The sequence below is a fragment of the Parabacteroides sp. ASF519 genome (assembly GCF_000364265.2).
In the GTDB taxonomy this organism is placed as follows: Bacteria; Bacteroidota; Bacteroidia; order Bacteroidales; family Tannerellaceae; genus Parabacteroides; species Parabacteroides goldsteinii.
This window is the reverse complement of the sequence record NZ_AQFV02000006.1, coordinates 3273772-3288444: the sequence shown is the minus strand read 5'-3', so window position 1 is coordinate 3288444 and position 14673 is coordinate 3273772. Positions and strand designations below refer to the sequence as shown.

Genomic DNA, 14673 nt, shown 5'->3' with positions numbered 1-14673 from the left:
CCACTATTTGCTTGTTTAGATTTCAGAGTACAAAAATAAGGAAATCCTCTCAAATCGGAAATAGCAGGTAACTCATGTTTCAGATTATTAATAAATTACTTCAGATAGGCCGACTCCACTTTCAATAAGCGGTTCTTCAGCTTTTCCGCCTCCCCTTTTCGGATACGTAGTGTCATCTCACAGTCCATTTCGAATTTTTGAGATACAATAAGGGGGGTATCTTCTTTCACTATGCGCATGATCCCGTTCAGGTAGGGATATTCGAAAGCGACTGTGATATCTTCATCCACCGTACGTTCCTCTATTTCGGCGGCCGCAATCGCTTCGGCAGCGGCCGTACGATAGGCAACGATCAGCCCGCTGGTACCCAGCTCGATACCTCCGAAATAACGGACTACGAGGATCAGGATATCCGTCAGTTCATTGGAATTGATCTGTCCGAGGATCGGTTTCCCGGCAGTGGAAGACGGTTCGCCGTCATCGTTTGCACGAAACGTCAGGCGGTCCGGTCCCAGCATATAAGCCCAGCAGACATGGCGTGCATCATAATATTGTTTACGGTACCGGTCCAGTTGCTCCTTCACCTCTTCGACCGTACGCACGGGGATGGCATACGAGATAAAGCGGCTACGCTTCTCCGTGTAATAGCCCTCGGCTACTTGTTTAATGGTTCTGTAACTGTCGTCTGCCATCGATCAATCCGGTATATGGGTTTGCTGTTCTTCGCGGAAGGCCCGGAAGTCTTTCATGATCTCTTCGATCTCCTCGATAAAATAGGGATCTTTCACATTTTTCTTCACCTCCTCGTAATAGGTTTCAATGGCCGCCAGGGCGCATATATCTTGTCCGCGCAGCAGGAAATAAGGTTCTTCCTTCTCTACGCATTGTTTGATCATTTGGATAGGATTCTTCATATATCTGTCTTCACTTAGTTATTATTCTATCTTAGTTATGTCGGCAAACGGGGATAGGCGTGCCATATTCCTCGTCTGCCTATGCCAGGTTATTGTTTCAACTCCTCTTTCAGGAACGGAGCGGTATAGCTCTTCGTTTTCTTCTTTACCATCTCTTCCGGGGTGCCGGTAAACAAGACCTGACCGCCTTTACGGCCGCCTTCGGGGCCCATGTCGATCAGGTAGTCGGCGCATTTGATGACGTCGAGGTTATGCTCGATGACGATGATGGTGTTGCCCTTTTCCACCAGTTTGTTCAGGACACCCAGAAGAACACGGATGTCTTCGAAATGAAGACCGGTTGTCGGTTCGTCCAGTACATATAATGTATTGCCTGTATCCTTTTTAGCCAGTTCAGTCGCCAGCTTCACACGCTGGCTTTCGCCGCCGGACAACGTGGTGGAAGGCTGCCCCAATTTAATATAACCCAGGCCCACATCCTGCAAGACCTTGATCTTGGACAAGATGGTCGGAATATTCTCGAAGAACTCCACCGCCATGTTGATCGTCATATCCAATACATCCGCGATGGATTTACCACGGAAACGCACTTCCAGTGTTTCGCGGTTGTAACGTTTGCCATGACAGTCCTCGCAGGGCACCAATACGTCGGGCAGAAAGTTCATCTCGATGGTCTTGTAACCATTCCCTTTGCAGGTTTCGCAACGACCGCCGGACACGTTGAATGAGAAGCGTCCCGGTTTATATCCCCTTACTTTCGATTCGGGAAGATCGACAAAGAGGTTACGGATATCGGAAAACACACCCGTATAGGTAGCCGGATTGCTTCGCGGCGAACGTCCGATAGGCGACTGGTCGACATTGACGATCTTATCCACATTATCAATACCTTCGATCGACTTATAAGGCAACGGATCTTCCAGCGAACGATAGAAATGCTGGCTCAGGATCGGTTGCAGGGTACGGTTGATCAACGTCGATTTGCCGCTCCCCGACACGCCTGTCACACAGATCAACGTTCCCAGTGGAAAAGTCACATCTACGTTTTTCAGGTTATTACCGCCAGCTCCTTTGATAGTGATGAACTTGCCGTTTCCTTTCCGACGTTCGGCAGGAATGGCAATTTCTGTTTTTCCGTTCAGATAAGCGGACGTCAGCGTATCGACTTTCAGCATCTCCTGAGGCGTACCTTCGTACACGACCTCTCCGCCCAGACGGCCGGCTTTCGGACCCATGTCGATCACGTAATCGGCATTCAGCATCATATCCTTGTCATGTTCCACGACAACGACCGAGTTCCCTGTATCACGAAGTTCTTTCAAAGAGTTGATCAGACGGACATTATCACGCTGATGCAACCCGATACTCGGCTCGTCGAGGATATAAAGCACATTGACCAGCTGGCTGCCGATCTGGGTTGCCAGGCGGATACGCTGGCTTTCACCGCCGGAAAGGCTTGCCGAAGCACGGTTGAGAGAGAGATAATCCAGCCCCACATCCAGCAGGAATTTCAGGCGCGAACGGATCTCCTTCAATATCTCTATCGCTATCTGTTTCTGCTTCTGGTCCAGACGGTCTTCGATGCCGTCCAGCCAATCATACAGTTCGGATATATCATAAGAAGATATTTCCGCAATATTCTTATCGGCAATCCGGTAATGCAATGCCTCTTTGTTCAGACGCTGGCCGTTACATTCCGGACATGTAGTCATTTTAATAAACTGCCCCGCCCATTTCTGTGCGGAAGCGGACGCCTCGTTCTCCTGCTGCATCAGGATATATTTGGCAACGCCTTCATAAGACAGGAAATAATTGGAAGAACCCAGGGATTCGTTCTTGATCTGAAGTCGTTCGTCGGTTCCGTTCATGATCTCGTCGATCGCCTCCGCCGGAATATCCTTGATCGGCGTCTTGATCGTTACCCCATGCTTCTCGCAAAGGGCTTCGATCTGCCAAAAGATAAGCGAGTTCTTATATTTCCCGAGGGCCACGATCCCGCCGTTATAGATACTGAGGGAAGGATCCGGCACGATCTTTTCCATATCCAGCAGGTTCACCTGTCCCAATCCTTTACATTTGGGGCATGCACCTTGCGGGGAGTTAAAGGAAAAATTATGCGGAGCCGGTTCGCTGTAGGAAAGTCCGGTAGCCGGGTCCATCAGGCGACGGCTGTAATGGCGCAACTCGTCCGTATCGGCATCCAGCAGCATGACCAATCCGTCACCCTGCTTCATGGCTGTACGCAGGCTTTCTTTCAGGCGGCGTTCGTCGGAAGCCGAGACAACCATTTTATCGATCACCACTTCGATGCTGTGCATCTTGTAGCGGTCCAGCTTCATGCCGTGGAATATCTCCTTGATCTCGCCATCGACACGGACGGTCAGATAGCCTTTCTTACGAACCTGCTCGAACAGTTCCTTATAATGTCCCTTACGATTGCGGACCAGCGGAGCCAGGAGGTATGTCTTCTTTCCCTCATAATGCTCCAGAATCAGGTCGAGCACCTGCTCTTCGGTGTATTTCACCATCTTCTCTCCGCTCAGATACGAGTACGCCTCTCCCGCCCTCGCATAAAGCAGACGGAAAAAGTCGTAGATCTCTGTCGTCGTACCGACGGTAGAACGGGGATTTTTGTTAGTCGTTTTCTGTTCGATCGAGATGACCGGGCTCAATCCGGTGATCTTATCCACATCCGGACGTTCCATATTTCCGAGGAAGTTACGGGCATAGGCAGAGAATGTCTCCACATACCGGCGTTGTCCTTCCGCAAAAATCGTATCAAAAGCCAGTGATGACTTACCACTACCACTCATACCCGTTATCACGGTAAGTTTGTTTCTCGGTATCTCGACGTCTATATTCTTCAAATTGTGAACGCGGGCGCCTAAAACGGAAATACGTCCGCCTTCCAATGCATTCTTATCATTCATACTTCTTATCACTGTTTTCTTTTTCATCCGGGAGAAAATCCTGTTCCATCCGAATGGAACTCCGATTACACCCGGAAGGAATTTATCTTACCACCCAAGCCGGGTTATGCACGTACGTGTTTGGTGTCTTGTAATACATATCACTTTGTTTAGGAACCTGAAGCGTATAAGTCTTGCCCAATGTCTGCAATTTCCGGTCGCGCAACCAGGGGTTAAAGCGTTTCAGGTCGGCATAGGTTATATCATACTTCTGTGCAAAAGCAGACAAATCGGGAATATCTGACGAGACAGCCACATCTTCGCAGGCAACCGGCTTGTACAGGTCTTCCGCCCGGAGTACGAAACCATATTTATACGGGTTCTCAAATATCTGTTTGATCGCCATGATACGATAGACGTAACGGCTTGTTTCCTCTACCAGCCAAAGGTCGAAAGTACTGTCGGCTTCCTGTTTGGTCAGTTCGCCGGAGATACGTCCCATGCCCGCATTATAGGAAGCGGCCACATTCGCCCAGTCGCCATATTTGTCGTAGGCAGCTTTCAGGTATTTGCATGCAGCCTCGGTCGCCTTGGCTACGTGGCAACGTTCATCGACCGTCGGAGTAACAGTCAGGCCATATTGTTTGCCTGTCCCTTCCAGAAACTGCCACATTCCTACGGCACGTGCCGGCGACGACACACGCGGGTCGAGATGGCTCTCTATGACTGCCAGGTATTTGAAGTCGTCGGGGATACCGTTTGCTTTCAATATAGGTTCGATAACCGGAAAATAACGGTTGGCGCGTTTGATCAGCAACATAGTGGTCGAATGGAAGTATGTGAAACTACTCATCTCCCGGTCGAACCCTTCACGCATATTATAGCGGGTCAGATCAATAGGTTTACCACAGAAAATAACCGACGCAGGTATATCGGGCGACGATGTCATCGACATCACCACCGGACGTCCGTCCATTACTTTTTCCGAATCGCTTGAGCCGATAGACAAACAAGCAGTCAGGCAGATCAGACCGCCCGACAAAAAACTGAATATACTATTCTTCGATAATCCCATCCTGAATTTGTTTTGATCTAAGAATGTTAATAGAACCTTTTCTCTTTATAGGTTTACCGTCCGAGCCGGTAGCCTCAATCACATAAAAATAAACACCGGGGGCCACATACTTGCCTCCCTTTTTGCCGTCCCAGCCTTTCGACGGGTCCGTCCAATGATACATTTCCACTCCCCACCGATTGAATATCCAACATTTAAAACGGGTCAGAGAGCGATAAGCTACTCTGAACTCGTCGTTGATGCCGGGTGATGTACCGGGCGAAAAAGCATTCGGTACATCGAGGTAAGAATCCGAAATGTTTACCGTAACATCAGGTGGATTTGCCTGGCATTGACCAGTCCGGTCGTTCACTGTTAATTTAACCACGTAAGTACCATTTTGGTTGAAAATAAAAGAAGTTTCCTCTCCGCTAAAGTCCCTCAATAGCGTACCGTTATTCTCTTCACCTTCTTCATTACCTTCACTGCTTCCTCCGCCTTCATCCTTCCTGTATATCTTCCAATTAAACATAGCAGCAACCGGCGTATTTGCAATTGCCGTAAAATTAAACTCGACCGGAGCAGAGAGGCTGTCGCCTTTTACGACCATATTAGGCACATCTGAAGCATAAGACAAAGTATCTATTTTCATAACAGCCAGCACAGCGACAGCCTGATACATATCAGTAAGCATTGATTTTTCCACACCGAAATGACGGGCAAACTGATCGCCCTTCAACTCTACTTCCGTATCGCTGTAGGGAGGTTCTAAGCTGGCTTTAAACGGATTTCCCGTTATAGTCGCCGTCGCCGTTTTAGGAATAATACTCTGATTATCTCCTTCCGGTATTTCCATTGTCTGATAAGTCACGTCAAACTCACGTTCCAGAAAACCGGGAGTGCCATTAACATCAGGAAGCACATATCTCATATCCTTTATATCGCTTGTACCACCCAGATACATGGCATCACAACCACTTTTTTGTGTATCCACAAACAAACTGGTTATATTGAATTCATATTTGCTATAGTCAATAATCCATACATACCCTCCAGCTTTCGAGTAAGCATCGTCTTCCAATATATAATAACCATATCCTTCTTCTATATTCCGGATAACAGTTGTATTTCCTTCATTTACAGAAGGTATTTTTTCAGCATCCCCTCCAACGCCTGCTTTATTTTTATAGCGGTACCATTGATATGTACTTGATGTAGGAGTATATCGTATTTCCACATTATCCATGCCATACACAAGGTAAACTTCAAATCGGCTACTGGTGTTGCCTTTCTTATTATCAAAAGCAAGATAAGGCGTACCTCTCCCCCCTGTTACCGTATATTTTTGAGCATGTGCTGCAAGTATCAATAACAAAAAACAGAGCGTCCCGATCACTCTTCTTAAACAATTCCTTTGCATATATTATAACCTAATTAGCTTCCAAAATTAGTATTTTATACGGACATACACTATCTTTGCTGCAAATATTCGAATCAGCAAATGAATAAGATTAGTATATACGTATTGACGTTATGCCTGAGTTTTTCCGCTGTCTCCTTGTATTCACAAAACAACAGAGCACGGATCATTACTACTAACGAACTAAATGATAATATATTTTATCATACGATTGAACGGGGACAAACAGTCTACTCGATCGCAACCATGTACGGAGTAACTGTCGACGATATTTATCGCCTGAATCCCGAAAGCCGCGAATCCATAAAGGCCGGAGCCACCTTAAAAATCCCACAAAAGGATGTAAGTTCCGCTCCGATGGGAAATGCAGAAGATAATTATCTGTATCATACTATACAACCCAAAGAAACGCTGTATTCATTATCTGTCCGGTACAAAGTGCCCGGTCCTGATATTATCGCGGCAAATCCCGGATTATCCGTTTCCTCTTTTACCATAGGCAAGACAATCCGTATCCCGGCAACTCCTATAGAGACACTGCCGACCACAGATATAAAGACCGTAACCAAGGAAATCGAATATACGATCGCCAAGAAAGAAACGATGTACCGCATTTGCCGGAAATTCAATGTATCCAGTGCAGAGCTGCTCCAGCGAAACCCCGAACTGAAAAACGGAGTAAAAGCCGGTATGGTCATTAAAATACCGGTAGAGACTAAAGAGACAGTGACTGAAACAGCCCCTGCCATGCATGAAAGAGACGTCAATGCCCTTTTGTCGACACCTCAAAAGATCAAGCACGTCAATATGATCAAGGTCGCTTTGTTATTGCCGTTCATGACAAACGAAGCAACTCCTTCTTCCAACACGTTGCGTTTTATTGAATATTACGAAGGTATGCTGCTGGCTGTCGACAGCCTCCGCAACAGCGGTTGTTCGATCGAACTTTCCGTCTTCGATACTGGCAACGGCACCAAGAAGGTAAAAGAAATCCTGAAAGAAGATGCTTTGAAGGAAGCAAACCTGATCATCGGAGCCGTACAGAACGACCAGATCGCCCCTGTTGCCGAATTTGCAGAAAAGAATAACATCAAATACGTGATCCCGTTCACTTCCAAAAATGACGATGTATTATCCAATGCGCATGTATACCAGGTTAATACGCCTCATTCCTATTTGTATGCCAAAGCATCCCAAGCTGGTTGCGACCTGTTTGGGAACGATAATATCATCTTTGTAAAAGTGCCCGGTATAGAAGAGAAAGCAGATTTCATCAAAGCCTTCAAAGCAGAAATGAAACAACGGAACATCGCCTGGCGTGAACTGACCTACTCAGCCGAAACATTCCCGGTCGAGATGGAAGCTATGCTCAGTACAAATAAACGAAGTGTGATTATTCCGACTTCCGATTCACTGGATGCACTGAATAAACTCAAATCTCCTCTACGTATGCTGGCTGAGTCTAAACCCGAATGTAATATCACCCTGTTCGGTTATCCTGTATGGCAAACATACACTCGTGAGTGCCTGGATGATTTCTTTGCCTTGAATACATATATATATAGTAACTTCTATGCCGATAACCTTTCGCCCGAAGTTGCCGATTTCTATTCAAAATATAAGACATGGTATAGCAAGAACCTGATCAATACGTTCCCTAAATACGGTATATTAGGATTCGACACCGGTATGTTCTTCTTTGATGCCATCAAAAAATATGGTTCCAATTTCGAAAACAACCTGGATAAGATCCGTTACAAGAGCATACAGACAGGTTTCGATTTTGAACGGGTAAACAATTGGGGCGGATTCATCAATACCAATATATTTATCGTTCACTACCAGAGTGATTTTAACGTAACACGTAGCGAAGTAAGATGATCAGAAAGAGTATAATCACATCCTTTTTGTGCCTGGCCGTTATTATAAGCGCCATGGCACAGCAAAGCAGGTTTCCTCAGGAGGTCTCCGTAGGTGCTTCCTTCGGTATGAACTTCTCGTCCGTAAGTTTCAATCCCAAGGTATATACGAAAATGAAACAGGGATACAATGCCGGACTGGTGCTGCGCTGGAACACAGAAAAGAACCTGGGGTTGCAAACCGAACTGAATTTCAGCCAACAAGGATGGGACGAGGAATTCGAAGAACATCCGACCTATAAATACAGTCGTACGATCAATTATTTCGAAATACCGTTCTTCACTCATATCTATTTCGGCAGCAACAGATTCAAGTTCTATTTTAACCTGGGTCCCAAAATAGGTTATGCCTTCAGCGAAAAGACGGAAACAAACCCGAACGAGACGAATACGAACGCCGGCTCCAATGAGCAACACAACATGGCCATCCAGAAAAAATTCGATTGGGGATTGTGTGGTGGTCCGGGGCTTGAACTGCGTACCGGCATCGGTTATTTCCTGCTGGAAGGACGCTATTATTATGCGCTGGGTGATATTTACGGCAGCCGCAAAAGCGATTACTTCAACAAATCGTCCAGCCAGGTAATCTCCGCACGTATCATTTACCTGCTGCCCATTCGGAAATAAGATTTTCAACTGAAATGTTCCTGTCGGTATTTGGACGGAGTCATTCCATTAGCTTGTTTAAATACCGTGCTAAAATAACGCTGGTTGGTAAACCCTGCCTTCTCCGAAACCTCCAGGATGCTGAGATTCTTATCCGCCAGCAGTTCCATCACACGGGTCATCCAGAACTTATTTACAGGAAAACACAGTTCATTACCATTTGCGTAGCGACATAGTTCACAATCGAATAATATACAAGAATCAACACGAATATCCTTTTATGGACAAATATTGAAGTTTTTTGTACAAATCCGGACATAAACCTATAACCATACATCTACATTTGCAACAGCATACTCCGGTAGCATAAAACAATATTGTTAACATTAAAAGTATATCAAATGACAAAAAGCAAACTCCTTCTTTTTTTCTTTATTGTCTGGTTGATTACCGGATGTACCACCACTGATCCGGTCCCAATTAATATTATCCCGCTACCGGAACAACAAGTAGCCGGAAACAGCCATTTCACATTCAGCAAGAATACTGTCATCCAGGTCGAGAACCGGGAACAGGAACCGATTGCCGGATTATTAGCTGATTTGTTTACCTCCTCTGCCGGATTTACCCCTATGGTAAACACTGGTTCGTCCGCCGCTTCCGCCTCCGTCATTTTTTCTACCGACACAACACTCGTAAAGGAAAGTTATAAACTGGACATAACTCCTTCCCGTATCTCCATCAACGCAGCAGATAAAGCAGGTTTCTTCTATGCCATACAATCAATTCGCCAGCTACTTCCTCCAGCTATAGAAAGTAAGGAACCGGTTAACAATATCCAATGGAACGTACCAACACTAGGCATTCAAGATAGCCCACGCTTTCCCTACCGCGGATTAATGCTCGATGTTTCCCGCTTTTTCATTCCTAAAGAAAATATAATCAAAATCATTGATTATATGGCCATGCTGAAACTGAACAAACTACATCTGCATCTGGTCGACGGAAACGGTTGGCGACTGGAAATAAAAAAATATCCCCGATTAACGGAGATCGGAGCCTGGCGTGTTGCCCGCGAAAGCGATTTCTCCCAACGTAAAAATGCTCAGCCAGAAGAACCAACACCTGTAGGGGGCTTCTACACACAGGAAGACATGAAAGAAATTATCGCCTATGCCGGAGCACATCAGGTTGAAATTATCCCGGAAATAGAGATGCCGGCACATACCAATTCTTCACTGGCTGCCTATCCGGAACTGGCATGTCCCATAGTTAAAAATTTTATCAGCGTCATTCCGGGTATGGGTGCACATGCATCCGAAATCGTCTATTGTGCCGGAAACGACAAAGTATTTTCCTTCCTGGAAGATGTGATAGATGAAGTTGCAGACCTCTTTCCTTCCCACTATATTCATCTGGGAGGCGATGAAGCCTCCAAAAGATACTGGAAAGAATGTCCACTTTGTCGGGCACGGATGAAAGTAGAAGGCATCACCGACGTCGAGGATTTACAGGGCTATTTCATGAACCGCATGGCTGACTATGTAAAAAGCAAAGGTAAACAGGTTATGGGCTGGGATGAACTGACCAATAGCAAAATACCTGAAGATGCCGTTATTTACGGCTGGCAGGGATTAGGTACTGCCGGGTACAAAGCCGGAAAACTCGGTCATAAATTTATCATGACCCCGGCACGTGTGCTTTATCTGATTCGCTACCAAGGTCCGCAATGGTTCGAGCCTCGTACTTATTTCGGTAATAACACACTGAAAAATGTGTATGACTATGAACCCATACAACCGGAATGGGAACCAGAGGTAACAGCAAACCTTTTAGGTGTTCAAGGTTCGTTATGGACCGAATTTACCAACTCTCCCGAAGATGCCGAATACCTCATCTTCCCCGTCTGGCCGCCGTTGCCGAAATAGCCTGGTCGGGAAAAGACCGGAAAGACTGGCCCGGCTTCCTGAAACGCCTGGATGTATTAACACAACATTATGACTATCTGGGAGTAAATTATGCCCGTTCCATGTTCAACATCGACCATCTGGTAACAGGCAACAACGATACATTGAAAGTTGCCCTCACCTGTATCCGACCGGATATGGAGATACGTTATACGACCGACGGGAACGAACCGGTCGCCACATCATCCCTGTACACCGACTCTCTGGTTGTCACCAACGATATCACAATCAACGCTGCAACCTTTACCAACGGCAAACAAATGGGAAAAAACCTGACCCTCCCGCTCCATTGGAACAAGGCCACCGCCCGCCCCGTTCAGGACGGAAACAACCAGACATATCGCCTGACCAACGGATTACGGGGTAGCAACAAACAATCCGACTTCGAATGGTGCGGCTGGTACGACGAAGATGCGACCTTTACGATCGACCTGGGAAAAACGGAGGCAATAAATGAAATAACAATCGGCTGCATCACCAATTACGGAATGGGCGCACATATCCCCAGCCGGATTACGTTGTCCGTCTCAGACGACAACCAGACATATACGCAGGTTGCAGAACGCAGTTTTACTCCGGAAGAAATATTCCGCGAAGGTATCCGCATCGAAGACAAGACATTCGACAATCTGAAAGCAGCAGGCCGTTACCTGAGAGTCGCCCTGAGGAATCCCGGCAAATGCCCGGACGATCATACACGTCCCGGACAAGGCACCTGGATGTATATAGATGAAGTCACAGTACAATAAAACATATCAATTCTAAAATACAAATGAGAAAAACGAGGTTATCTATTTTCGCTCTGTGCTGCCTGGGGATGCTCCAGGCGGCTACAGGGTCGACAGACAACAACAAGCCCGAGTGGCAAAGCCAGTACGCAACCGGACTCAACAAACTGGAACCGCACGCTTACGTCTGGCCTTTTGAGAACGAGAAAGCCCTGTCCGTACGCGACCACGAATCGTCCCCCTGGTACCAAAGCCTGAACGGAAAATGGAAATTCCATTGGACAAAGAACCCGGACAACCGCCCGAAAGATTTCTACAAGCCTTCTTTCTATACCGGAGGATGGGCAGATATCAACGTTCCCGGCAACTGGGAACGGCAGGGATACGGTACCGCCATCTACGTAAACGAAACGTATGAGTTCGACGACCCGATGTTCAACTTCAAGAAGAATCCGCCTTTCGTTCCTTATGAAGAAAATGAAGTCGGCTCTTACCGCCGCACTTTCACCGTACCGGCAAACAGGGACGGCCGCCGCATAGTTCTCTGCTGCGAAGGCGTCATTTCTTTCTATTATGTATGGGTGAACGGGGAAAAACTAGGATATAACCAGGGTTCTAAAACCCCGGCAGAATGGGATATTACCGATAAGCTGAAACCGGGCGAGAATACTGTAGCCCTGGAAGTCTATCGCTGGAGCAGCGGTTCCTACCTGGAATGCCAGGACATGTGGCGCCTGAGCGGTATCGAACGGAGCGTCTACCTCTACAGCACGCCCCGGCAGTATATTGCCGACTACAAGGTGGTATCCACTCTCGACAAGAATACTTACAAAGACGGTATCTTCAACCTGGACGTTCAGATTGCCGGTCCTGCCAATCCGGACAGCCGCATCGCTTACCAGCTGAAAGATGCCGACGGCAAAACCGTCCTGAAAGAGGAAGCTAAAATCCCTGCTGGAGAAAACAGCCGGATTATATTCAAAGAAGCGACAATCCCCGGTGTAAAAGCCTGGAGTGCCGAACATCCGAACCTGTACACGCTCGTCCTCTCCCTGAAAGACGCTGGTGGCAAAGAAACCGAACTGACCGGAGGCAGAGTAGGCTTCCGCACGTCCGAAATCAAAGACGGCCGCTTCTGCGTGAACGGCGTACCGACATTGGTGAAAGGAACCAACCGCCATGAACATTCGCAACTGGGCCGTACGGTCAGCCGCGAACTGATGCTGAAAGATATCGAGTTGATGAAGCAGTACAACATCAACACCGTACGCAACTCCCACTACCCGACCGACCCGTTATGGTACGAACTTTGCGACGAATACGGCCTCTATATGATCGACGAAGCCAACATCGAATCGCACGGAATGGGATACGGCCCCGAATCGCTGGCTAAAGACAGTACCTGGCTCCCGGCCCATATGGACCGCACCCGCCGGATGTACGAACGTTCCAAAAACCATCCCTGCATCGTAATCTGGTCGCTGGGCAACGAAGCTGGCAACGGTATCAACTTCGAACATACCTACGACTGGCTGAAATCGGTCGAGAAGAACCGTCCCGTACAATACGAACGTGCCGAACAAAACTACAATACCGACATCTATTGCCGCATGTACCGCAGCGTAGACGTAATCAAAGAATATCTGAACCAGAAGGAACCGAAAATCTACCGTCCTTTTATCCTCTGTGAATATGTGCATGCGATGGGTAACAGTGTCGGCGGCCTGAAAGAATACTGGGATGTATTCGAAGACGAACCGATGGCACAGGGCGGTTGCGTCTGGGATTGGGTGGACCAGTCTTTCCGCGAACTGGATGAAAATGGCAACTGGTATTGGTCGTATGGCGGCGATTACGGCCCTAAAGGTATCCCCAGCTTCGACAACTTCTGCTGTAACGGCCTGGTCAGTGCCGACCGAGAACCGCATCCGCATCTGAACGAAGTGAAAAAAGTCTACCAGTATATCAAGACAAAACTGACAGACGAACGCAATCTGACCCTCTCCATTAAAAACTGGTACGATTTCAGCAACCTGAATGAATATACCTTAAACTGGCAATTGGTAACAGACGACGGTCGCACTGTCCGCCAGGGAACGGAGACCGTCGATTGCCTCCCCCACGAGACAGCAACATTGACACTAGGCAAAACCGTTTTGCCGAAAGACTGCAAAGAAGTCTTCCTGAACCTGAGCTGGACACCCAAACAGGCACGTCCGTTCCTGCCGACCACTCATGAAGTAGCTTACGACCAGTTTGTGTTGGCAGCCAATAAAAACTATCAGCCGAAATATCCGGGTCTGAAAACATCAGCGTTGAAACAGGATGGCAACACGTTCAACAACGACCGTATAAGCATCTCTTTCTCCCCGGAGACAGGAGCCATGACATCTTACAAACTCGATGGTAAAGAGTTACTTTCAACCCCTCTCACCATCAGCCTGTACCGTCCGATTACCGACAACGATAACCGCGACCGCAACGGTGCCCGCCTCTGGAAAGCCGCCGGCCTCGACAAACTCAGCCAACAGGCAACAGCCTTCCGCACAGGTAAGAACAGCATACAGACAACCCTGGCACTACTGAATGACAAGTCCGAAACAGTAGGAACAGCGACACAGCACTATAGTGTCAACCCTGACGGCACAGTAAAGATAGCAACTACCTTTACCCCGGACACCACCATCGTCAAATCGTTGGCACGTATCGGACTGACCTTTGAAATACCTGCCGAATATGCACAGGTTTCCTACCTGGGGCGTACCGGAGAAACCTACACAGACCGTATCCAAAGCGGCCGTATCGCCATCGACCGGACAGACGCGGAACGTCTGTTCCATTATTACGTCAAACCGCAATCGACAGGTAACCGCACGGATATGCGCTGGGCAACAATCACCAACGAAGCCGGTAACGGCCTGCACGTAACGGCCGCCCATCCATGGCAATTCAGTATCGTTCCTTTCGCGGATAGCAATATCGATGCATCCACGCATATCAACCAACTGAAACGAAGCGGCACAGTCACCGTCCATCTGGATGCTGAACAGGCCGGCGTAGGAACAGCTACCTGCGGCCCGGGTGTATTGCCTCAGTACCTCGTTCCGGTAGAGAAGACAACGTTCGAGTTTGTTATCCGGCCAATAAAATAACAGA

Annotated in this window: 9 protein-coding genes and 1 pseudogene; 4 read left to right on the top strand and 6 right to left on the bottom strand. The window is 47.5% G+C overall.

Going from position 1 to position 14673, the window contains the following annotated elements; genetic code table 11:
- Positions 1 to 95: 95 nt before the first annotated feature.
- From C825_RS12870 to C825_RS12850, 5 genes are all read right to left on the bottom strand, one after another.
- The gene (locus C825_RS12870) at positions 96 to 692 is read right to left on the bottom strand and encodes an IMPACT family protein (protein ID WP_007658120.1); all 597 of its coding nucleotides are present in this window, start codon (positions 690 to 692) and stop codon (positions 96 to 98) included.
- Positions 693 to 695: 3 nt separating this feature from the next.
- Complete coding sequence (locus C825_RS12865; RefSeq protein WP_007658121.1) at positions 696 to 914, bottom strand: hypothetical protein; 219 nt, start codon at positions 912 to 914, stop codon at positions 696 to 698.
- 89 nt (positions 915 to 1003) lie between these two features.
- Positions 1004 to 3844 (bottom strand): excinuclease ABC subunit UvrA, encoded by a 2841-nt coding sequence (gene uvrA / locus C825_RS12860; protein ID WP_010802753.1) that lies wholly within the window; start codon positions 3842 to 3844, stop codon positions 1004 to 1006.
- 82 nt (positions 3845 to 3926) lie between these two features.
- Positions 3927 to 4898, bottom strand: a complete 972-nt coding sequence (locus tag C825_RS12855) for a lytic transglycosylase domain-containing protein (RefSeq protein WP_010802752.1) — start codon at positions 4896 to 4898, stop codon at positions 3927 to 3929.
- The gene (locus C825_RS12850; RefSeq protein WP_010802751.1) at positions 4879 to 6297 is read right to left on the bottom strand and encodes a T9SS type B sorting domain-containing protein; all 1419 of its coding nucleotides are present in this window, start codon (positions 6295 to 6297) and stop codon (positions 4879 to 4881) included. Before C825_RS12850 ends, C825_RS12855 begins: the two co-directional genes overlap by 20 nt.
- A gap of 81 nt (positions 6298 to 6378) precedes the next feature.
- Here C825_RS12850 and C825_RS12845 point away from each other — a divergent pair, with 81 nt between their 5' ends.
- Together C825_RS12845 and C825_RS12840 are read left to right on the top strand one after the other, a co-directional pair.
- Positions 6379 to 8178 (top strand): LysM peptidoglycan-binding domain-containing protein, encoded by a 1800-nt coding sequence (locus C825_RS12845; protein WP_010802750.1) that lies wholly within the window; start codon positions 6379 to 6381, stop codon positions 8176 to 8178.
- A complete protein-coding gene (locus C825_RS12840; RefSeq protein ID WP_044214351.1) occupies positions 8175 to 8843 on the top strand; it encodes a porin family protein in 669 nt (222 codons plus the stop codon). The genes C825_RS12845 and C825_RS12840 overlap by 4 nt, the downstream gene beginning before the upstream one ends.
- Positions 8844 to 8848: 5 nt before the next feature.
- Here C825_RS12840 and C825_RS12835 read toward each other — a convergent pair whose 3' ends face one another.
- Positions 8849 to 9004, bottom strand: a complete 156-nt coding sequence (locus C825_RS12835; RefSeq protein WP_010802748.1) for a helix-turn-helix domain-containing protein — start codon at positions 9002 to 9004, stop codon at positions 8849 to 8851.
- Between the two features lie 219 nt (positions 9005 to 9223).
- Between C825_RS12835 and C825_RS12830 the strand changes: the two are divergent.
- Positions 9224 to 11538: pseudogene (locus C825_RS12830) on the top strand (family 20 glycosylhydrolase).
- A gap of 23 nt (positions 11539 to 11561) precedes the next feature.
- Positions 11562 to 14669, top strand: a complete 3108-nt coding sequence (locus C825_RS12825) for a glycoside hydrolase family 2 TIM barrel-domain containing protein (RefSeq protein ID WP_010802746.1) — start codon at positions 11562 to 11564, stop codon at positions 14667 to 14669.
- Positions 14670 to 14673: the final 4 nt, after the last annotated feature.

Bases quoted from the DNA above. Each gene is read 5' to 3' on its own strand.
- C825_RS12870 (WP_007658120.1), bottom strand. From the start codon at position 692: ATGGCAGACGACAGTTACAGAACCATTAAACAAGTAGCCGAGGGCTAT.
- C825_RS12865 (WP_007658121.1), bottom strand. From the start codon at position 914: ATGAAGAATCCTATCCAAATGATCAAACAATGCGTAGAGAAGGAAGAA.
- uvrA (WP_010802753.1), bottom strand. From the start codon at position 3,844: ATGAATGATAAGAATGCATTGGAAGGCGGACGTATTTCCGTTTTAGGC.
- C825_RS12855 (WP_010802752.1), bottom strand. From the start codon at position 4,898: ATGGGATTATCGAAGAATAGTATATTCAGTTTTTTGTCGGGCGGTCTG.
- C825_RS12850 (WP_010802751.1), bottom strand. From the start codon at position 6,297: ATGCAAAGGAATTGTTTAAGAAGAGTGATCGGGACGCTCTGTTTTTTG.
- C825_RS12845 (WP_010802750.1), top strand. From the start codon at position 6,379: ATGAATAAGATTAGTATATACGTATTGACGTTATGCCTGAGTTTTTCC.
- C825_RS12840 (WP_044214351.1), top strand. From the start codon at position 8,175: ATGATCAGAAAGAGTATAATCACATCCTTTTTGTGCCTGGCCGTTATT.
- C825_RS12835 (WP_010802748.1), bottom strand. From the start codon at position 9,004: ATGACCCGTGTGATGGAACTGCTGGCGGATAAGAATCTCAGCATCCTG.
- C825_RS12825 (WP_010802746.1), top strand. From the start codon at position 11,562: ATGAGAAAAACGAGGTTATCTATTTTCGCTCTGTGCTGCCTGGGGATG.